This window comes from Flavobacterium gelidicaeli (assembly GCF_013294005.1).
Classification (GTDB): Bacteria; Bacteroidota; Bacteroidia; order Flavobacteriales; family Flavobacteriaceae; genus Flavobacterium.
Window position 1 is genome coordinate 1 of record NZ_JABSNK010000007.1, and the last position, 20,873, is coordinate 20,873.

Below are 20,873 nucleotides of genomic sequence, written 5' to 3' on the forward strand. Positions count from 1 at the left end.
TAATAATTTTAGGATCTCATTAAAAGATTCTTGCATTGGGATAAGATTTTAAAATACAAATATCCTTATTTAAATATTTCCCCACAACAATATGTCTTGATACATTACGACTAATTTTGTTAGCATTTATAATAATCGCGATTCTTCTATTGCCTATTTTTTATATTATGAATTTGACTTTATTACAAAGTATTGTTGATTTTTTACTTATGTTATAATGTCTACATTTTACTAAAATTATTAATTACTTACTGTTACCGTTGTTCTCTTCTAGAGTGATTAGTTGAAGTTATAATAAACTTTGCTTTAGTATCTATTTATTATTCTAAAAAAGTAAGTTTCAAAACTTTTGAGTTTAATGACGTTTTTGTGCCAGGTAATTTCATTCATTATGAATTATTTTTCGTTTTTTTTTGCGTGAGAGATAGTAGCGGCATCCTTTTATGTAGTTCCGATTGCTATCGGGACTACATAAAAGATACAGCGAATAGCTCGACCCTTTTTGGGTCACGCCCTAATTCTAGACCATGCTGAACTGCTTGGAAGATGAATTAAAATAAACCAGCGCGATGTTGCCACACAATACTGATGAACAAGCCTAAAAATAAGATACAAATCAAGAATTGTATAAAAGTAGAGGCTAAAAAACCAATAAAGGAACCTGCTGCAGCTTTTAAAGCTCGGTTGTGATTTGTAGAGTCAAATAGTAATTCTCCAATCAATGCGCCTAAGAAAGGGCCAATTAAGAAACCATATGGAACAGGAATGAAGATTCCGATAACTAAACCTATGTTTGTTCCCCAAATCCCGTATTTACTTCCTCCAAAATGCTTGGTTCCTTTGGATGGTATTATGTAATCGAGTACGGTTAGTAGTGCTGTTATGATTAAAGTGATGCTTAAAATCCAGTAGTTGGCTGGTATTGCTGCGGTGGAGTAAAGAATAAGTATTCCTAACCAACTTAGTCCTGGCCCTGGTAACAAAGGCAAAAAGCAGCCCATTATACCTATTAGCATGCAGCTCAAGCCGAGGGTTAAAAGTAAAAAATCCATATGTTGTTTTATTTGTAATTTTGGATGAGTTAAATTCTGATTTTTTTGTGTTCAATGAAAAATTATATCGTTTTAATAGTTGTTTTATGTGGTAATACTCTTTGGTTCTCACGAGTAAATAAAGATTTTCATAGCATTTTGAAAAAGAGTATTTATAATACTAACGGGTAAAAGTATTGAATTTTCTTTGAAAGAATTTGATAAACTATTTTTTGAATTTTCTAATAAAAAGGCTGATACTAATTTATTAATGTCAAAAGAGGATTTTTATAATTATACGTTTCAAATAGCACCCTTTTCTGATCAATTATATTCTTTATATTGAACAAAAATGTTAATAACTGAAAGTAGTAAGAAGTGGTTTGTAGAAAGCTATTAAGATTATTTGCTTTCGAAAGGAACACAAAAAAAATAATCGTAATTTTGTACTCTATAAGTCAATTTGAAAAAAAATAACACATTGAAGCATTTTTACTTTTTTTTACTACTCTTTCTTTTTAATTCCTGTCAGTATTTTGATAAGCAAGTACCTTCAGAAAAGGAATTGTTGCAGAAGGAGTTGAAGGCTATCAATTGGAATGAAGTGGATGAATATCCGTCATTTGTTGATTGTAATAAAATGGAAAGCAAGGAAGAACGCCAACAATGTTTTTTTCAGTATTTAACCACTTTAATTCAAGAAAAAATAAGTATTGATACGCTTTCTATTCTTTACCCTGAGCTAGATACTATTGAAGTTAAAGTAACAGTTTTTCCTAACTCTAAAATGAAGTTTGAGCCTCAGTTTCCTAAAGATTCGGTTGCTTATGATACTATTAAAATAGATAGTATTTTGCATGCGCGTTTAATTGATTTTCCAAAAGTTAGTCCTGCAATTAAACGTGGAATTCCAGTTAAAACACAATTTATATTACCTGTAATTATAAAAGTCGAGTAATTAATGCCTTTTACTTTTTCTCATCCTGCTATTATTTTACCGTTTTTAAAAAATAAAAAAATGTCAGCGACTGCTTTAGTTGTCGGTTCGATGTCTCCTGATTTTGAATACTTTTTTAGAATGAAAATGCAAAGTGAATTAAGCCATACTTTTTTAGGACTTTTTTTAATTGATTTTCCTTTATGTTTTTTAGTGATTTTTGTTTTTCACGGTATTATTAAAAAGCCATTAATAGATAATTCACCACTTTTTTTTAAAAGCAGACTGCAATTGTTACGGAATTTTAATTGGTTCGAATATTTGAAAAAAAATGTGTTTTTAGTATTGATTTCTTTTTTAATTGGAGCGCTTTCTCACTTATTTTGGGATTCTATGACACATTGGGACGGTTATTTAGTGCAAAGGATTACGTTTTTTAATAAAGAAGTTATGACCATACCAATTTATAAAATAGCACAGCATTTAAGTACAGTTGTAGGTTTAGCTATTTTATTTTTCTACATTCATAACTTAGCCGTTGATGTTACAATATTAAAAAGTTCTTTGTTTAAATACTGGTTTATGACGATTGCTTTTGCAGCTGTAATATTGATTGCCCGTTTTATGTTTGGATTGCAAATAGAGGAAATAGGAAGTGTAATTGTTAGTATTCTGTTTTCGGGGATGTTGGCTCTAACAGTTGTAGGATTGATTTTTAGGTTTAAAAAAATTACTTAGTAAACTGCCTTCCTTTCCATTCGTATTTTCCAAATAAGGAATACAGTGCAACGGAAACGCTAAAAAATGGGTAAAGTATATTGCTTAATAAAAGATAAGATGTTTTCCTAGAATTTAGAAAATGGTTTGATTGCAGTATTAATACACTATCAATAATAATTTTTAATAGAATTAATAACAGTATTATGTGTTTGTTTATATTAGTTATTAATAAAAAAATAAACATTATAATCCAGCATACATTACCTGCAAAAACTATTAAGGCTAAGATTTTTCCAAAATCGCTTTGATACGAACCTGTTTTTGAAGCCCATCGAACCCTTTGATGAAATAGAGCGGTCCAGTTATTCAAAGGTTGAGTCGTAACAATTGTATTTTTTGATTTCAGATAATGAACGTCATTTGGAGCTCTATTAATTGCTTTTTGCAATAAAAAAACATCATCACCACTTGCGATTTTGTCATTGCCATCAAAACCATTTAATGCTGTAAAAAGTGATTTAGTATAGGCTAAGTTGGCGCCATTGCACATAAACCCTTGCCCGATGCCAAAACTACCTATTGTTGCTCCTTGCAGACTAGCGATATCAAGTTGCTGAAACTGTTGTAAAAAAGTAGTGTTGCACTCATAAGTTACTGCGCCGGCAATCATGGTAACATTGTGGGTCTGGATATAATTATCCAGAGTCAATAGCCAATTTTCAGGTACAGTACAATCGGCATCAGTAGTGATAATCCAATCTGTTTTTATTAAGGGAATAGCCGTTGTAATGGCATCTTTTTTTGGAGATTTAGAAACTCGATTGTTCTTTATAATTCGTATGCTTAATGCAGAATTAGGCAGACCAAATATCTCATCAGATTCATCATCAACTAAAAGAATTTCAAAGAGTTTATTAGGGTAATTAAGTCTTGAAAAGCTATCTAAAAGTAACGGTAAATTTTTGGCTTCATTCCTAAAAGGTACAACAATAGTGAATTTTGTCTTTGGCTTTAAGCCAATAGAATCGTAGTTTTTTATTTTGGTAAAGCCATAAATTAAGAGCGCTATGGCTACGAAATAAAGGGATGATATGATTATTGTAAAAAACATCATGCCGTTTTTTGGGTTTTGAAATTTAGCACATAATAACTACCAATGACTACGGGCAGTACTACATTTAAAAACCACATTAAAGTAGATACAAAGATTACAATCCATTCGTTTACGCCTAATATTCCAAAGAAAAATATGGCAACGCTTCCTTTTACAGCAAAGTCCAAAAACTGAAAAGTAGGTAATGATGATGCTAAAAAATAAACACTAGTTACAGCCGACATTAAAGTCAAATAAGGCAAATCAACATCAAAAGCTAAAAATAAAAAATAGTATTGATGCGAAAAAACCAGGTAACGGCAAATACCTAAAAGAATGTTTTTTTGGTGTATGCGTTTTGGTATCTCATTGATTTTATGAATCAGTTTTTCTATAGAATAGCCTTTAATTGTTATTTTTTTTATCGAAAATAAGATCATAAATAACACTAATAGTGCGCCAAATAGTAATACCACGGTCTTAGTAGTGATTACATTGTATTGGGCATTGAAATAAAGCAATCCAAATAATCCAATGATGACAGTGAGTACCATTTGGATTCCGTTGCAAATTAAGTTTAGGAAAACGACTTGTTTGGTTTCGTGTTTTTCATAGTACAAGGCCTTACCTGCATATTCGCCTACACCATTGGGTGTAAAAATTCCAGCGGTTAGAGCAGCAAGCACTTGCTTTGTCGCTTCGGCAACTGGAATAGGTTTAATGTACGAAGCTAGATTATGCCATTTTAAAATCTCAAAATAACGATTCAATACGCTTAGCAACAGTATGAAACTAATTCCTATAACAGACTGGTTTTTTTTAAATTTTGTCATAAACTGTACCCAGTCTAGTTTGTCATTATTAGCCAGTTGATCGTAAATGAAGTAAAATGCGCCAGCAACAATCAAAACTTTGATTAGAAGTACGAGGAATTGCTTAGTTTTGTGAGGAATCGAAATCATGAGTGCAAAGAAAGGAAAAAGTATTGTGAAAACGACGTGTCTGTAGATTTTACACTGTGAGAAAAAGTGTTTCGCAAAGATTCACAAAGAGAGAGCAAATATTTGCAAAGTGATTAAATTATTTTTGCGTAACTCTGAGGCGGCTCGTGACGTTCTGTGTAGCAAAAACAGCTTTCAATAACTTCGTGGCCCTCTAAGTCTTCTTTGTGTAGCTCTGTGTAATAAATTAACTTTAAACAAATATTTTGGCAAACGAACGCATCATATTAGGAATTGACCCTGGAACCACCATAATGGGTTTTGGCTTAATTAAAGTAGTCAATAAAAAAATGGAATTTATTCAATTGAATGAATTGCAGTTGAATAAAATGGATGACCATTATATGAAACTAAAACGAATTTTTGAACGTACAATTGAATTAATAGATACGCATCATCCGGATGAAATTGCTATCGAAGCGCCTTTCTTTGGTAAGAATGTGCAGTCAATGTTGAAGCTTGGCCGTGCTCAAGGAGTAGCTATGGCTGCAGGATTATCAAGAGATATCCCGATTACAGAATACGAACCCAAAAAAATAAAAATGGCAGTTACCGGAAACGGTAATGCGAGTAAAGAACAAGTTGCTAAAATGCTACAGCAACTTTTGGGACTGAAAGAACTACCAAAAAACCTCGATTCAACGGATGGATTGGCGGCAGCAGTTTGTCATTTTTTTAATTCAGGAAAGGTGGTTGGAACTAAAAGTTATTCTGGTTGGGATGCTTTTGTCAAAAATAATGAATCTCGTATAAAAAAATAACAAATGGGAGTTTATGAAATATTTAAGTGGATATATTCTTTTGAAAATGAGAACTTAATTTGTTTGAAAGACTCAAATACAAATATAGTAAGAGATGTTTTAGTGAAAAAAAATGATAATGGTTTTGCTTTCAGTCTTTTGTTTCCACATTACAAAATGTTATATGATGAGAATACTTTATTTTCAATTTGCAATAAATCATTTGAAGTTAGGATAACTCATTTTTTACCCAAGAATGAAAGTTTTAATAGTAGGTTATGTGAAGCTTATATGTTTCAAAGTATAGATTTTGATAATGATATTGAAAGCTATCATTGTTATTATTCTAAAATTACTTGTTCGTTTTTGATTTCTTTTTTAGAAGGCAATCAAACTGAATTCTCAATTAATATTGATGGATTTAATTTTACGATATCAACTTGCAAAATTGATCCAGATACTGTTTCAAATTTCCTTTGTTTAAAATGTGATAGTATAATAAGTTTTAAAGAATTCAAACATTTAGTAAACAATATTATTACTTCAATTGGTTTTCTGGTAGGAAAATTTCACAAGTTGGAAGAGCTTTATTTTCAATCTAATTCCAAAGATTTTTCCGCGCATACAGAGTTTCTTTATAGGAATTCAAATAAAAAATATAATTTCCCACATCCGTTTTCAAAGTATCCAAATGAGTTTAATTGTAAACTTTCAAATGATCTAGACGATGAAATGATTGAAAATTTTTCATCAATAATTGATGAGAATAATTTTCAGGAACTAGTGTTATTAATTATAAAGAAACCAAGAATTTACTTTTCAATTAAAATGTTATTTGATTTTTACGAGTATTCTTCGATTTCAAGAGTTTCATCAATGTTTGTAATTTTGGAAACACTATGCGATGAATTAAATAACAAAACTGATCGAGTTGAGAAAGAATTAAAAAAAGTAAAAGGAGAGAATACTCTAACCAATATTAAAGACAAAATAAGTAATGAAGATTATTTGATTTTAGAAGATATAGTTGCGCATATTCATATTGGATTGTCAAATAATGCTGTGCATTTTGAGCAAACTTTTAAAAGCTTAAAAATTCATTTGAATGATGAAGACAGGAAACTGTTTAAACAAAGAAATAATTTTTTACATGGAAGAATAATACCTGAAAGTCAAGAAATAAAGAATGAAGAGGATTTTTACCAATTAGAAATTAAATATGAATACTATTCTTGGAGACTTTATGTGTTGATTTGTAAACTCATTTTAAAGAAGATTAGTTTTGAAGGTTATTTAATTAATTATCCTAAAATATTTGAAGATTCTGATATCCTGAAAGAATCGTATTTTATAAAACTAAAATAAATGAGCGGAATCTACATACACATCCCTTTCTGTAAGCAAGCTTGTCATTATTGCGACTTCCATTTTTCGACTTCGATGAAGAAAAAAGAGGAGATGGTTTTGGCTTTGACCAAAGAAATTCGCTTGCGCAAAAGTGAAGCTGCTTTCCTCTACTCTTCTCGAAATGACATTGTGATCGAGACTATTTATTTTGGAGGAGGAACACCTAGTGTACTGACTTCGGCTGAAATTGATTTTTTAATTGCCGAAGTGTATAACAATTATACGGTTACCGCAAACCCAGAAATCACTTTAGAAGCCAATCCAGATGATCTTTCTACGGAACGAATTTTAGAACTTTCAAAAAGTAAAGTCAATCGATTAAGCATCGGAATTCAATCTTTCTTTGAAGATGATTTACAAATGATGAACCGCGCGCACAATTCGGCGGAAGCCCAGAAATGCTTGACTGAGGCCACAAAATACTTTGATAACATTTCGATAGATTTGATTTATGGTGTTCCGGGAATGAGTAATGAAAAATGGCAATCAAATATTGAAACGGCCTTGTCTTTTGGGATTCCGCATATTTCTAGTTATGCTTTGACGGTCGAGCCAAAAACAGCATTGAATAAACTGATTCAAACCGGAAAAATAGCTGCCCCAAATGACGAAGTTGCTCAAGAACATTTTATGATTCTTGTGGATACGCTCGAAGCAAATGGTTTCATTCACTATGAACTTTCGAATTTCGGGAAAGAAAACTATTTTTCAAAAAACAATTCGGCTTACTGGTTAGGGAAAAAATACATTGGTATAGGTCCTTCGGCACACAGTTACGATGGGATTTCGAGGAGTTGGAATATTGCCAATAATCCTTTGTATATAAAAGCACTTGAATCCAATGAATTACCAAATGAAGTTGAAATACTTTCTGAAGCAGATCGTTACAACGAATATATTATGACAGGACTGCGAACAATTTGGGGTGTTTCTTTAAACAGAATTCAATCTGAATTTGGACAAGCTTACCATGATTATTTGATGAAACAAGCTCAGAAATTCTTAAATGATGAATTGCTTTCGATTGAAAATGCAATTTTGAAGCCTACAAAAAAAGGAAAGTTTTTGACCGATGGGATCGCTTCTGATCTTTTTTGGGTAAATTTGGAATAATAACGTATCCGATCGTTCGTTACAGGAATAAATCTTGCGGAAAAACAAAATTATGAAAACTACAATACAACATAACAATACACTACTTGAAATTGATTTATCAAAACCAATTGATATTTCGATTCCGATAACCAATACAGATGACAACCCAATTGCATGGTACATTGATAAACCAGTGATTGAGCCAGTAAAATTTGACGAATGGGTAGGCAAAGTGTCGTCAGGTATGTCGTCTACTAATTTTAATAACATCCTTTTCAACCCGCACGGTCATGGTACGCATACCGAATGCTTGGGGCACATTACACGTGATTTTTACAGCGTTAATCAAGCTTTGAAGCAGTTTTTTTTTAGTGCCGAATTGGTTTCGGTGTCTTTAGAAAAAAGAGGTGAAGATTTGGTTATAACCAAAGAAGCGATAGCAAAAGCGCTAAATGGTAATACGCCAGAAGCAATTGTTATTCGAACAGTGCCCAACGAACCTTCAAAAAAATCAAGGAAATATTCGCATACCAATCCCCCTTATTTAGAGGAGGCTGCGGCACGTTTCATTCGCGAAAGTGGTATACAGCATTTATTAATTGACTTGCCTAGTGTAGATAAAGAGAAGGACGAAGGGAAATTGTTGGCGCACAAAGCTTTTTGGAATGTTACTGATGTGAATCACTTAAATAAGGATGCAAGGCTAAATGCAACAATAACCGAGCTGATTTTTGTTGATGATGTTGTTCAAGATGGGAGTTATGTATTGAACCTTCAAATTGCTTCTTTTGAAAATGATGCATCTCCGTCCAAACCTATTTTGTATCAAATATGATTGCGATTTCTACAGATAAAAGCAAACTCAATGTACCGTTTATACAGGAGTTTCTTAAAGATATTTACTGGGCTGCAGGCCGTACGATCGAAGAGGTGCAAACCACAATTGATCACTCCTTTTGTTTTGGTGTTTATCTAGATGACAAGCAAATAGGCTTTGCTAGAGTAATTACAGATTACATTGTTTTTGCGTATGTGATGGATGTTTTTATTGATGAAGCGCACAGGGAGAAAGGGTATTCATCAATTTTAATAGATGCAATGCTAAAAGAACCTAAGTTACAATACGTTAAAATATGGCGATTGGCAACTGCTGATGCGCATTTTTTATATGAGAAATTTGGTTTTGCTCTTTTGGCTCGACCAGAAAGAATGATGGAAAAAGTGATCAAATAAAGTTGTAGTAACATGAATTTAGAAACGTTTTATGAATATAGTTTGTCAAAAAAAGGTGTGACAGAGCATTTTCCTTTTGATGAAGATACTTTAGTGTTTAAAATTGGTGGGAAAGTTTTTGCTTTGTCTTCATTGCAAAAATGGGAAATGGGAACACCAGGAGTCAATTTAAAATGTGATCCAGACCGAGCCGAAGAACTACGCGCTAGCTATGACGATATCATTCCGGGTTTTCATATGAATAAAAAACATTGGAATACCGTTGCAATAAATAAAGATGTTCCAGATAAATTGATAAAAGAATTAATTGGTCATTCGTATGATTTGGTTTTTAAAAGTTTGCCGAAGAAAGTACAACTAGAGATCGAGAATTTATAAAAACCATTCGTCGATACTTTTCGTCGACTCAGCTATCATTATAGAATTAGTATCGAATACAAGCAAAATTTATTGTGAAATAGAGTTAAATTTATCTTTCAAATTTTTATCATAAATACCATGAGCAAGGCATTAAATATACTGTTAATTGAAGACGACGAAATTGAAGTAATGAAATTCAACAGGGTATTGAGTACCTTGAAGCTAAATCACAAAATTGTAGAGGCTAATAATGGAGAGGAAGCAATAGAGATTTTAAAAGTCAAAGAAGTTGTTCCTGATATAATTGTTCTGGATTTGAATATGCCTAAGATTAACGGAATTGAATTTTTAGGAATTTTAAAAGCTGATGATTATTTGAAATATATTCCTGCCATTATTTTATCAACTTCTAGTAATCATAAAGATGTTTTAGAGTGCTATAGAATAGGTATTGCAGGATATGTTATTAAACCTTTAAAATACGATGATTATGTGGATAGAATTACAAAATTAATCGAATACTGGAGTTGTAATGAACTAATAACCAACTAGAAATTATGTACGGAATTGTCAATAAATCAATAGAAGACCTAGTTATCGCAAACTTTGGTAAAGAGAAATGGGATATTATTCATAAAAAAAGTGGAGTTGATATCGATTTTTTTTTAAGTAACGAGGTTTATGATGATGATGTAACCTATAAAATTGCAACTGCCGTAGGTGAGGTAATGGAGATGACATTAAGTGAGGTACTAATTGCTTTTGGACAATGGTGGGTAATGAGAACTACAAAAGAAAAGTATCCAGGGCTAATGGAGTCAGGAGGTAATAATTTACGGGATTTTTTAATTAATTTACCTAATTTCCATAATAGGGTTATGTTGATTTACCCAAAACTAACTCCACCTGAATTTAAAGTAAGTGATGTTGCTGAAAAAAGCCTTAATCTACATTACTTTTCAAAAAGGGAGGGGCTACAAGATTTTGTAAGAGGAATAATTCAAGGATTAGGAAATGTTTATGAAACGCCTGTTGAACTTGAGTTATTAGAATCTAGAAATGAAGGTAGTTCACACGAAGTTTTTAAAATAAAATGGTAAACTTATGGCTGAATTAGCAATGCATTTTAATGAAGATAGTTTTAATAGATTGTTTCCCTTTTATTTTCAATTAAGTACTGATTTTCATATTTTGAATTTTGGAAAAAGCCTTGCTAAAGTTTGTCCAGATCTTCAAAAAAATGATTTATTTACTGCTAGTTTTGAAATTAAAAGACCACACTTAAATACTATTTCGTTCGAAGAACTTTTAAAAAATAGCGACCAACATATTCTATTACGATATGCTAAAACTGATCTAACTCTTAGAGGTCAGTTTGAAATTATGGACGATACTTTATTATTTGTGGGCTCACCTTGGTTTACTTCTATGAATGAAGTGATCGATAGGAAATTAAGTTTTGAAGATTTTGCTCATAATGATCCCTTATTAGATTTACTGCACGTTCTCAATAATGCTGAGAATACTTCAAAAGAATTAAAAGAACTGTTGCTAACAATAAATCGTCAAAAAAACCAGCTAAAAAAAGATCAAGAGGAATTAAACCGATTGTCATTTGTAGCAAGTGCTAATAAAAACGGAGTTGTTTTTACAAAACTCGATGGTACTATTTTTTGGTGTAATGATGCTTATGCTCATTTGACAGGGTTTGATAAATTTGAAATTTTAGGAAAAACACCTCTTGAAGTAGGAAGAACTGCAACAACAGATAAAGCGGAAATTCTTAAAATGATTACTGCGTTTAATACTGGTCAATCTTTTGAAGTTGAGTTGCACCATGCTCGAAAAAATGGTAATTCATTTTGGTCTCGCGTAAAAGGGCAGCCTATTACAGATGCAGATGGAAATGCGACACAATATTTTGCAATTCTAGAAGACATATCACTCAAGAAAAGATATGATGAAAGCTTAGAGATCGAAAAAGAAAAATACCGAAGTATTATTGCTAATATGAATTTAGGTTTGCTTGAAGTAGACTTAAATGATAGAATTACCATGGCAAATCAAAGTTTTCTTGATATGAGTGGTTTTGATATGGATGACTTAATAGGTCATGAAGCAGCTAGAAAATTCTTATCACCAGAAAGTATAAAATTAATTGAATCTAAAGGGGATTTACGTACTAATGGAATCACTGATTCATTTGAAGTTACCGCTATAAATAAAAATAACGAAGAAAAGTTTTGGTTAGTTAGTGGTGCTCCTAATTATGATATTCAAGGAAATATAATTGGTTCTATAGGAATTCATTTAGATATTACTGATCAAAAAAATCAAGAAGAGCAGCTGTATTTACTTTCTTTAATCGCTGAGAAGAATATTAATGCGGTGATTATATGTGATGCTAAAGGGCATATAGAATGGGCTAATAGTAGTTTCTTGAAAATGTCAGGATATACTAAAGAGGAAATTTTAGGTTTTAGACCAGGTCAATTACTTCAAGGGGAAGAATCGAATCAAGAATCGGTGCAATACCTTAGAGAGCAAATAAAAAAAGGATTGCCTTTTAATTGTGAAATAGTCAATTATTCTAAAAACAAAGAAAAATATTGGGTTAGAATTCAAGGTCAAGCTTTGTACGATAAAGAAGGAGCCATAATAAAATTCTTTGCTATTGAAGAAGATATCACTGCACAGAAAATTCTTGAAGCTCAAAAAGAAAACTTAATAAGTGATTTGGCTAAAACCAATAAAGAACTGGAAGATTATGCTCAAATAGTTTCTCACGATTTAAAATCACCTTTACGAAGCATTAATTCGTTGATATCTTGGATTAAAGAAGAGAATGAAAATGGTTTTGAAGAACAAACAATGAAATACTTTGCACTAATAGAGCATAAAGTAGAAAAAATGGACCATTTAATTGAAGGTATATTAACCTATTCTAAGATTGATAAAGAAGAAACCCGAAATGAAAGTGTTGACACTCAGGCTATAATAAGCAGTATTATTGATATTATTCATGTGCCAAAACATATTAGTATTAAAATAATTGATACGTTACCTACTATAAAAGCCGACCGTTTTAGAATTCAGCAGTTGTTTCAAAATTTGATTGGTAATGCGGTTAATTATATTGATAAGGAAAACGGATTGGTCGAAATTGCTGCTGAGGAATTAGACTCCAGTTATGTTTTCTCTATAAAAGACAACGGAATGGGGATGCCAAAAGAGATTCATTCTAAAATATTCGATACTTTTAAAACTTACACAACCAGTAAGCATTCAACCGGTTTGGGGTTGTCTATTGTTAAAAAAGTAATTGATTTTTATAAAGGTGAAATTTGGCTCGAAAGCGAAGAAGGAAAAGGAACAACCTTCTTTGTAAAACTTAAAAAATAACTATGAAAATTATTCAAGCATATAAAAAAGCCGGTAAAGAATGGGAATATTTCCAGGAAAAAGCAATGCTTAAGAATCCTTTAGTTTTAGTTTTTGGAAACCGTTATTTACTAGAGAAATCGGAGGTAATTGATGATATAAGAAAAGAGTTTCCTTATGAAGATATTGTTTTTGGATCTACTTCGGGTGAAATAATTTGTTGTAATGTTAATGACGAATCCATTTCGGTTACCGCTATAGCGCTTGAGAATTCTAGTTTTATTGTAAAGAGAGAAAATATATTAGACTTTGATAAAAATGCTAAAGAATTAGGTGAAGCGCTATATGAGAAAATGCCGAAAGAAAATTTAAAACATTTATTTGTACTCTCAGAAGGTAGTTTTGTTAACGGTAGTTCATTAATAAACGGCTTAGAAACTAATATTGATGCTAACTTATCTATCACAGGAGGAATGTGCGGTGATGATGCACGTTTTGAAAAAACATTAGCTTCCTATAAAGAAAATCCAAAAGAAGGCGAAGTGATTTTAATTGGTTTTTATGGAGCTACTCTAGAGGTGTCTTACGCAAGCTTTGGAGGCTGGATTCCATTTGGTCCTGAGCGCATAATTACTAAAGCTGAGGGGAATATTTTATACGAAATTGATGGACATCCCGCTTTGGATTTATATAAAAAATATTTAGGAGATAAATCTAATGAATTGCCTCAAGCCTCGTTATTATATCCCTTAAACGTTACTCCTGATGGAAAGAAAGACCCCGTTGTGCGTACTATTTTAAATATAAATAACGAAGATCAATCGATGATTTTAGCTGGAGATGCACCCGTAAATTCCCGCGTGCAATTAATGATGGCATCAGTTGATGGCATTGCTCAAGGAGCACAAACAGCAGCTAAGTTAGCAATGAACAATAGAAAGAGTAAGCCAGAATTAGCTCTTTTAGTTAGTTGTATTGGTAGAAAATTAGTAATGAATCAAAGAGTTGAAGAGGAGGTTGAACAAGTGCGCGAAGTTGTTGGAGAACGCGTACCTATGGCTGGTTTTTATTCTTATGGAGAGATGGCACCTTTTAACGGTAGTACTTCCTGTGAATTACACAATCAAACAATGACACTAACCTTAATTAGCGAGTAATGCATTCATTATTAAAAAGACAAATAGATAAAAAGCTCAACGGAGGTCTGAATGATTTGGATGTTTTTCTCGAAGCTGTTGACGAATCGTATTTAAATTACGAAAGTCAGATTGAGATGCTGCAGCGTGCTATGAAAATAAGCTCTGATGAATTGTTTGATGCCAATCAAAAACTTCGTGATGAAGCAGAGAGCTTAAAAGAGATTAATAGAAATTTACAGAACATATTAGAGTCAATGAGTTTGGATCCCGAATTAACTTCGAAAGAAGAAGGTTTTGATTCCTCTGATTATATTAAACAACAATCAATTGAAATTGTAAAAATAAATAAGCAAAGGGAGGATCTCTTAGTGAATTTAGAGAAGCAAAATATAGCTTTAAATGAGTATGCTCACATGGTTTCGCATGATTTAAAAGCACCTTTAAGAACTATTGATACTTTAATAAACTGGTTCATACAGGACAATCAGGAAATAATGAACGAGAATAATCTCAAATCTCTAAATCGGATTCTTTTTAATGTCGAAAAAATGGATTTGTTAATTAAAGGTATTTTAAACTATTCCTCTATAGAAAGTCAATCGCATGATAGCCGGACAATTGATTTGAATATGATGGTTAAGGATATTCTAAAAACGATTCCAATTCCAGAAAATGTAGTTGTTAGCATAGATAACATATTACCAAAAGTTAGAGGTAATGATTTTAGATTGAAACAACTTTTTCAAAATTTAATTGAAAACGCAATTAGATACAACGATAAAGAAAATGCCAAGGTATCCATCTCCTGTTCAGAGAGTAATCAGGAAATCACTTTTAAAATTAAAGATAATGGTATAGGAATTCCAGCAGTGTATCATAGTAAAATTTTTGATGTTTTTTCTAAATTACATAACGACGGAAACTCATCAGGAATAGGGCTATCAATAGTAAAAAAAATAATCGAATATTATAAAGGGAGAATTTGGCTGGAAAGCCAAGAGAAAATAGGAACAACCTTTTATTTCACAATACCAAAAACGAATGGAGACACCTAATTTAAATTACATAAATGACTTGTCAGGTGACAATGAAGAATTTAAAGCTAAGATTATTAATATATTAAAGAGAGAGCTCCCAGCAGAGGTAGAAGTTTATCAAAAGGAAATGCAAAAGGCTGATTATAATCAAGCTGCTCAAGCAGTACATAAATTAAAACATAAAGTTTCTATTTTAGGTCTCGAAAAAAGTTATTATATTGCTTCTGATTACGAAGATAATTTAAATGATAACTCAGTAGCCTTAAAAAGTGATTTTGAATCAATATTAAAAGCTATGGAAGAGTTTGTTATACAATTGTAAAACAATCTTACATGAATTGCATTATTATAGACGATGAAGAAATGGCAAGAGCCATTATGGTACAGTTTATAGCCAATTACACTGATTATAAAGTAATTGGTGATTTTCCTAGCGCGATCGATGCAATTAAATTTTTAAATCAAAACACAGTAGATCTAGTTTTTCTAGACATTCACATGCCTAATTTTACGGGTTTTGATTTTATCCAAACTATCAAAAACCCGCCTCATATTATCCTAGTTACTTCAGATCGAAATTTTGCTTTTGAGGCATTCGAATATGAATGTATCGTTGATTATCTTGTTAAACCCATTACAGAAGCTCGTTTTTTAAAAGCCATTCATAAATTAAATTCTTTAAAAACGGAGACGCCCATCATTGAAACAAAACCTATGGTTGATGATGTGGTTCATGATTTCTACATTAATGTGGATAGAAGATTGATTAAAATAGATTTTCATACCGTAAATATAATTGAAGCCAAGGGAGATTATATTCATATTAAAACAGAGGCTAAAAATTACATCGTGCACTCCACCTTAAAAAAAATAGAAGACAAACTACCTAAAGATATTTTCTTGAAGGTACATCGTTCTTTTATCATTAACACTAGTAAAATTATCGATATCGAAGATAATAGTGTCTTAATAGGAAAAGATGTTATTCCTGTAAGTCGCTCAAATAGAGCGGAGTTACTTAATAGGATAAATGTGCTTTAATTATAAGTCTTTACTTACCAATAGTTTAAAAAGATGTATTTAATCGACTAAATATGTTTTTTATCTAGATTGTCACTACTTTAGTACTCTATTTAAAACGTAAAAACATGGATGTAAAACTACCTACTATAAATCCTGATGCTACAAGCGTTAATTACGATGAAGTTACAGGTTATTATTTAGTGTCTAAACGTTGGACCATGATAAATGATGTTAATATCACTTTTATTAGATGTAAAGGGTTAGGCTATTGTTACAACTCAAAGTGGGCTGGTCCTATGAGTAAATTTGAAGCCGAAAAAATTTGTCAAAGTAAAAAAACAACATTAATAATAAGCCATTCATTGCTTAAATCATTTCTTGTCATAACAAGTGACTCTGTTTCTTTACCTAATACTGGCGAAATACGCAAACTTATTGGTCTTGATAGTGGCGAATTGCAATTAGCAAACTGAAATTACTTTAACCTAAAAGAGTAGTTTGGCCGTATTTTTATCTTTCTTATCGTTTTAAAATAACCATTGGTCGAATGCAAATTTGATCTTACCGAAAAACCCCAATTCTTTATTGCCGTTGTACCTATCTTTGTATAGAAAACAAAACACAAACACTCTTTTTGTCCCGAAACAAAATAAGATTAATAACACTATTTGAATTTTGTTGCAGTCTAACTGCCCTGATTTTAGATAGAGTAATACAAGTTTTCTAAAAACAAATTTAGTATTAACTGTAAGATTAGTTAATATAAAAAAAAGACTGCTACCACGAGCAGTCTTTTTCTGTTTAGTAAACTAACGCTGTAAAAAAGTAAGCGCTTGCTAAAGTTTTTTATTTAAGTTTAAAGATTGGTTGACTTGTTAAATTCCATTTTATACGCAAGCCAAATTCATTAAATGTAAATCCAGATGCTGTTGTAGAGGCAATGTTACTTCGGGTTACATACAAGTTGCTTAACAACCTATCTGAAAATTTATATCCTAGCTTTCCTTGAATGCGGTAGGTCCATTGTTTACTATCGTCTTCAATAAATTGGTATCCAGTGGCAAGACTCGCATTATAGAACCAAGATTTAGCTTCAACAATTTTTTCGTCTTTTAATACTTCTAAAAATAATTCTACAGCATTAAACTTCTTAGGACTAAAATAATCAGTAGGAACACGGTTTTTAAAAGCAATATATTGATAATTTAAGCCTCCCTTGAGCACTGGGCTAGACATGAAGTTGTAATAGAAAGATGTAAATAATAAGTTTCTATTGTTATTATCTGTTTGTGAGGTAAAAAAGTATTGGGTAAACCATCCAAAATTAAAATTAGTACTCAAATTATAATTAAAGTAATAATTATTTGTAGCAATTTCTTTGTCAATCAAATCAGAGTTGAAATTTTGCATCTCTCTTTTATAACCCACTTCTAAATCTTGTAATTTTAAAGGTTTAATTTTAAAATAAGTATGAATTAAAAGTTGATTGTAATCGGTTGTGCTAGAATTAGCTGAATTGACACCAACTTCAAAAGCATAACTAATTTTTGGGTGAAACTGATACGTTGCACCTAATAGAAAATCATTACTTTCTGCATTGGCCTTAGTTACTTTATTGTCTGTTTTTCTAAATTGGTAGGTGCTATTAATAGCCCATTTAGTAGATAGCGGTAAATTAATTTCGGTGTGAGATGCTATCGCAGTATTATCACCATTATCAAATGAGTAACTAAATTTTTGTTCTACATAAGGTGTGTAGTCTTCCTTTATTTTTTTTATAAAATTTAAAGCATCTCCTTGATTGTTAAAAATTTCAAGAGTAGTATTAGCTGCTTGATATGCCAGGCTTATTTCTCCAGAGGCTTTGTAAGCATTTGCTATTCCTAGATTTCCATCAAATGATTTGCTGTCATTTTTTAAAATTTGTTCGTAATGAGTGATGCTTTCAGGAAAATTACTTTTATAAATTGCTAGCGTTGCTGCTAAGGAAAGCACCCAATTTTCATTAGGGTAAGTAACTTTTAACTCTTCGATTACTGATGCAGCTTCTTTGTATTTTTTATTCCAAATCAACGCTTGAACATAACGTTCTTGAGTTTGCTTCTTTAAACTCTCATCAGTAATGCTCTGTGATTTTTCTAAAGATGTTGTCGCAAGTTTCAAAGCATTTTTTTCTTTTTTGTCAATATGCTCTAATAAGGAAAGCCCGTTCAGTGCAATAACAGGATGTTCTGGTTGAAGTAAATTGTAAACGTCTTTTCCTTTTTTAATTTCTTTAGTGATAAGGTACATATTGGCTTTATTCATCAATGTTTCTTTATCTAAAGGAAAATCAACTAGAATCTCATCATAATACGTTTCAGCTTCAATAAACTTTTTTTCGTTGACATTTTGATAAGCATAACCTAATTTAATGTATTTCCTTGAAATCAAAGCGCCAGAATTACCAGGAGATAACATCAATGCTTTATTTACATTTAATAAAGCGTCAGGATATTCTTTTAAATTAGATAGTGTGTTTGCAAATCCTAAATGCGCGACAAAATTGGTTGGGTTCTTTTTAACGAGCTCGCTATAGAAAACTTTTGCTTCGTCAAATTTTTTGTTCCAAAGCAGCGCTTCGGCATAATTCAATTCAATTTCAAGATCGCCAGGATACTCTTTTTTCAATTGGATAAAATTGTCTAATGCTTCGTTAGCTTTATTATTCAATCCAATGGCTCGTGCATAACACAAACGTGCTGTTTTATTTTCAGGATATTCTTTTAAGATGTCTTTAAAAAATACTTCGGCATTAGCAAAATCTCCTTTTTCAAGCTGAGTAAATCCTTTCTTCATGTCTTGGGCATTCATCGAAAGACTAAAAATGAAGAAAATAGATAAAGTAATCTTGTATACAAATTTCATAGAATAATGATCTTGGGTTCAATGATGCAAGTTAAGGATTAAATGGTAATATTTCATCTACACTTTCGGGTCATTCATCTAAGAATTATGTCCGTTGTTGTGATATAATTGATATTTGTCTTAATAAATGAATAACAAATTAAAAAATTATGGCTTTACAAATAAATTATAATTCAGGAGTTTATGAGATTAAAGGTTTGTTAAATTCTCAAAACAGTGTATATTTAGAGAATCATTTAAATGCGCTTATTGCTGCTTCTACTGGAATCGTTCTTTCACTAGAAAAAGTCACTGCCATTGATCAATATGCTATAAAAAGTGTTATTGCCCTTCAAGAGCAAACAATTTTAATGGATAAGTCATTTTATATTATTGGCAAAAAAAATAAATGCGTGAGTGAGCAATTTGATACATTGCATTATAACGACGTACTACTTTAAAGAATATTTTTAATAAATAAAATAGAATTAATGAAAATAGTCTCAAGTCTGATTGCTAAAATACCCCGAAAATTAGGTCCAGAACAAGTTTTCATGGTAACCATATTATTAGTTAATGGAGGGAATTACCTGTATAATTTATTATTGGGGAGAATGCTGGGCCCAGAAGCATTTTCTGATGCAGCTATTTTAATTACACTTTTACTAATATTGTCTTTTGTGGGGATGACTTTTCAAATTGTAACGGCTAAGTATGCAGTATTGTTTGAAGAAAATAGTTTGCTTGCCTTTATTAAGTTAATTACAAAATATGCGACGGTTTTAGGGGTATTATTCGGAATCGCAATTATAATTTTTTACCAAGAATTACAAGCTGTTTTTCATACTAAAACGGCAGCAATGTTTTATATTTTTGGTATAGGGATACCACTATATTTTATGATGAGCGTCAATAGAGGCTTGTACCAAGGTCAAAATGTATTAAGTAAATTAGCGACAACATACCAAACCGAAATGGCTAGTAGGTTACTATTGACTATTGCTGGTTTATTGCTGCTGCCAAATGTGCCTAGTTCTATAATTGTAGCACTTGGAATTCTATTTTCATTTGTATTTGGTGTGCTTCCCTTTCAAAAAATAATTTTCAAAGGATTAAGAACTTCGGTTACCGCTGCAATTGATACCCGTTCAATAACAAGTTTCTTTGCGCTAACAGCATTTTATGAGCTCACACAAATCATAATAAACAATAGTGATATTATTTTAGTCAAACACTATTTTGACAGCAAAGAGGCGGGTTTATATGCTTCGTTGGCTTTAATTGGGCGCGTGGTGTATTTTGTAGCCTGGATGTTTGTAATGTTGTTGTTGCCTAAGGTTATCCAAATGAAAAAAGACAATCAAGATACACTGCCTATTTTATTAAAATACGTAGGTTGTATTGTTGTTTTGTCAACTTTAATCGTTGGCTTTACTGCATTATTTCCTGAGTTTGTTGTGAGTGTAATGTTTGGAAAAGCCTATGTTTCTATTTCCTTTTTATTATGGAAATATGCTTTAGCAACATCACTTTTTGCAGTAGCAAATATTTTTGCTTATTACTATTTGTCATTAAATCAATATGTGCCTGTTGTAGTTTCGGCAGTATTGGGTTCAACGCAAATAGGTTTAATTGTAGCCTTTCATAATTCATTAGAACAAGTGGTTCACATGCAAATTATTGCTATGGTTATTTTATTGTTTTTTCAATTGTGTTATTTCTTTTATAAAAATAAAAAGTAATTAGTAGTGTGAATTAATGTTGCTAATTAAGTTCCAAACCAAATCTAT

At 31.4% G+C, this 20,873-nt stretch carries 22 protein-coding genes; 18 read left to right on the top strand and 4 right to left on the bottom strand.

Annotated elements, in window-relative coordinates:
* Positions 1–551 precede the first annotated feature (551 nt).
* Positions 552–1,052 carry a DUF456 domain-containing protein gene (locus tag HNP99_RS11540; protein WP_173853541.1) on the bottom strand — a complete coding sequence of 167 codons (501 nt, stop codon included), beginning with the start codon at positions 1,050–1,052 and terminating at the stop codon, positions 552–554.
* A gap of 460 nt (positions 1,053–1,512) precedes the next feature.
* Between HNP99_RS11540 and HNP99_RS11545 the strand changes: the two genes are divergently transcribed.
* Entirely contained in the window at positions 1,513–1,989 is a 477-nt protein-coding gene (locus tag HNP99_RS11545) for a hypothetical protein (RefSeq protein ID WP_173853542.1), read from the top strand.
* 3 nt (positions 1,990–1,992) lie between these two features.
* The gene (locus tag HNP99_RS11550) at positions 1,993–2,706 is read left to right on the top strand and encodes a DUF4184 family protein (protein ID WP_173853543.1); all 714 of its coding nucleotides are present in this window, start codon (positions 1,993–1,995) and stop codon (positions 2,704–2,706) included.
* Here HNP99_RS11550 and HNP99_RS11555 read toward each other — a convergent pair.
* Complete coding sequence (locus HNP99_RS11555) at positions 2,699–3,799, bottom strand: glycosyltransferase family 2 protein (RefSeq protein WP_371810469.1); 1,101 nt, start codon at positions 3,797–3,799, stop codon at positions 2,699–2,701. The genes HNP99_RS11550 and HNP99_RS11555 overlap by 8 nt on opposite strands.
* The gene (locus tag HNP99_RS11560; RefSeq protein ID WP_173853545.1) at positions 3,799–4,743 is read right to left on the bottom strand and encodes a lysylphosphatidylglycerol synthase transmembrane domain-containing protein; all 945 of its coding nucleotides are present in this window, start codon (positions 4,741–4,743) and stop codon (positions 3,799–3,801) included. Before HNP99_RS11560 ends, HNP99_RS11555 begins: the two co-directional genes overlap by 1 nt.
* Before the next feature lie 245 nt (positions 4,744–4,988).
* Between HNP99_RS11560 and ruvC the strand changes: the two genes are divergently transcribed.
* From ruvC to HNP99_RS11630, 14 genes are all read left to right on the top strand, one after another.
* Positions 4,989–5,543, top strand: coding sequence for a crossover junction endodeoxyribonuclease RuvC (ruvC, locus tag HNP99_RS11565; protein ID WP_173853546.1), 555 nt, complete (start codon positions 4,989–4,991; stop codon positions 5,541–5,543).
* Positions 5,544–5,546: 3 nt separating this feature from the next.
* Entirely contained in the window at positions 5,547–6,887 is a 1,341-nt protein-coding gene (locus HNP99_RS11570) for a hypothetical protein (protein WP_173853547.1), read from the top strand.
* On the top strand, positions 6,888–8,042 hold the full coding sequence (gene hemW / locus HNP99_RS11575; protein ID WP_173853548.1) for a radical SAM family heme chaperone HemW: 1,155 nt from the start codon (positions 6,888–6,890) through the stop codon (positions 8,040–8,042).
* Between the two features lie 52 nt (positions 8,043–8,094).
* Positions 8,095–8,859 carry a cyclase family protein gene (locus HNP99_RS11580; protein ID WP_173853549.1) on the top strand — a complete coding sequence of 255 codons (765 nt, stop codon included), beginning with the start codon at positions 8,095–8,097 and terminating at the stop codon, positions 8,857–8,859.
* The gene (locus tag HNP99_RS11585; protein WP_173853550.1) at positions 8,856–9,257 is read left to right on the top strand and encodes a GNAT family N-acetyltransferase; all 402 of its coding nucleotides are present in this window, start codon (positions 8,856–8,858) and stop codon (positions 9,255–9,257) included. Before HNP99_RS11580 ends, HNP99_RS11585 begins: the two co-directional genes overlap by 4 nt.
* Positions 9,258–9,269: 12 nt before the next feature.
* On the top strand, positions 9,270–9,635 hold the full coding sequence (locus tag HNP99_RS11590) for an MmcQ/YjbR family DNA-binding protein (RefSeq protein WP_173853551.1): 366 nt from the start codon (positions 9,270–9,272) through the stop codon (positions 9,633–9,635).
* A 120-nt stretch (positions 9,636–9,755) separates the two neighbouring features.
* Complete coding sequence (locus HNP99_RS11595; protein ID WP_173853552.1) at positions 9,756–10,169, top strand: response regulator; 414 nt, start codon at positions 9,756–9,758, stop codon at positions 10,167–10,169.
* Between the two features lie 5 nt (positions 10,170–10,174).
* Positions 10,175–10,717, top strand: coding sequence for a heme NO-binding domain-containing protein (locus HNP99_RS11600; RefSeq protein WP_173853553.1), 543 nt, complete (start codon positions 10,175–10,177; stop codon positions 10,715–10,717).
* 4 nt (positions 10,718–10,721) lie between these two features.
* Positions 10,722–13,019 (top strand): PAS domain-containing protein, encoded by a 2,298-nt coding sequence (locus tag HNP99_RS11605; protein WP_173853554.1) that lies wholly within the window; start codon positions 10,722–10,724, stop codon positions 13,017–13,019.
* 2 nt (positions 13,020–13,021) lie between these two features.
* Positions 13,022–14,155 (top strand): FIST signal transduction protein, encoded by a 1,134-nt coding sequence (locus HNP99_RS11610; RefSeq protein WP_173853555.1) that lies wholly within the window; start codon positions 13,022–13,024, stop codon positions 14,153–14,155.
* Positions 14,155–15,192 (top strand): sensor histidine kinase, encoded by a 1,038-nt coding sequence (locus HNP99_RS11615; RefSeq protein WP_173853556.1) that lies wholly within the window; start codon positions 14,155–14,157, stop codon positions 15,190–15,192. Before HNP99_RS11610 ends, HNP99_RS11615 begins: the two co-directional genes overlap by 1 nt.
* Positions 15,179–15,496 carry an Hpt domain-containing protein gene (locus HNP99_RS11620; RefSeq protein ID WP_173853557.1) on the top strand — a complete coding sequence of 106 codons (318 nt, stop codon included), beginning with the start codon at positions 15,179–15,181 and terminating at the stop codon, positions 15,494–15,496. Before HNP99_RS11615 ends, HNP99_RS11620 begins: the two co-directional genes overlap by 14 nt.
* Positions 15,497–15,507: 11 nt before the next feature.
* Positions 15,508–16,215, top strand: a complete 708-nt coding sequence (locus HNP99_RS11625; protein ID WP_173853558.1) for a LytR/AlgR family response regulator transcription factor — start codon at positions 15,508–15,510, stop codon at positions 16,213–16,215.
* A gap of 107 nt (positions 16,216–16,322) precedes the next feature.
* Positions 16,323–16,670, top strand: coding sequence for a hypothetical protein (locus HNP99_RS11630; protein ID WP_173853559.1), 348 nt, complete (start codon positions 16,323–16,325; stop codon positions 16,668–16,670).
* A gap of 373 nt (positions 16,671–17,043) precedes the next feature.
* Here HNP99_RS11630 and HNP99_RS11635 read toward each other — a convergent pair whose 3' ends face one another.
* On the bottom strand, positions 17,044–19,104 hold the full coding sequence (locus HNP99_RS11635; RefSeq protein WP_173853560.1) for a tetratricopeptide repeat protein: 2,061 nt from the start codon (positions 19,102–19,104) through the stop codon (positions 17,044–17,046).
* 149 nt (positions 19,105–19,253) lie between these two features.
* On the opposite strand from HNP99_RS11635, the gene HNP99_RS11640 reads away from it, so the two are divergent.
* Both HNP99_RS11640 and HNP99_RS11645 read left to right on the top strand, forming a co-directional pair.
* Positions 19,254–19,544 (top strand): STAS domain-containing protein, encoded by a 291-nt coding sequence (locus tag HNP99_RS11640; RefSeq protein ID WP_173853561.1) that lies wholly within the window; start codon positions 19,254–19,256, stop codon positions 19,542–19,544.
* A 30-nt stretch (positions 19,545–19,574) separates the two neighbouring features.
* Positions 19,575–20,825 (top strand): MATE family efflux transporter, encoded by a 1,251-nt coding sequence (locus HNP99_RS11645; protein WP_173853562.1) that lies wholly within the window; start codon positions 19,575–19,577, stop codon positions 20,823–20,825.
* Positions 20,826–20,873: the final 48 nt, after the last annotated feature.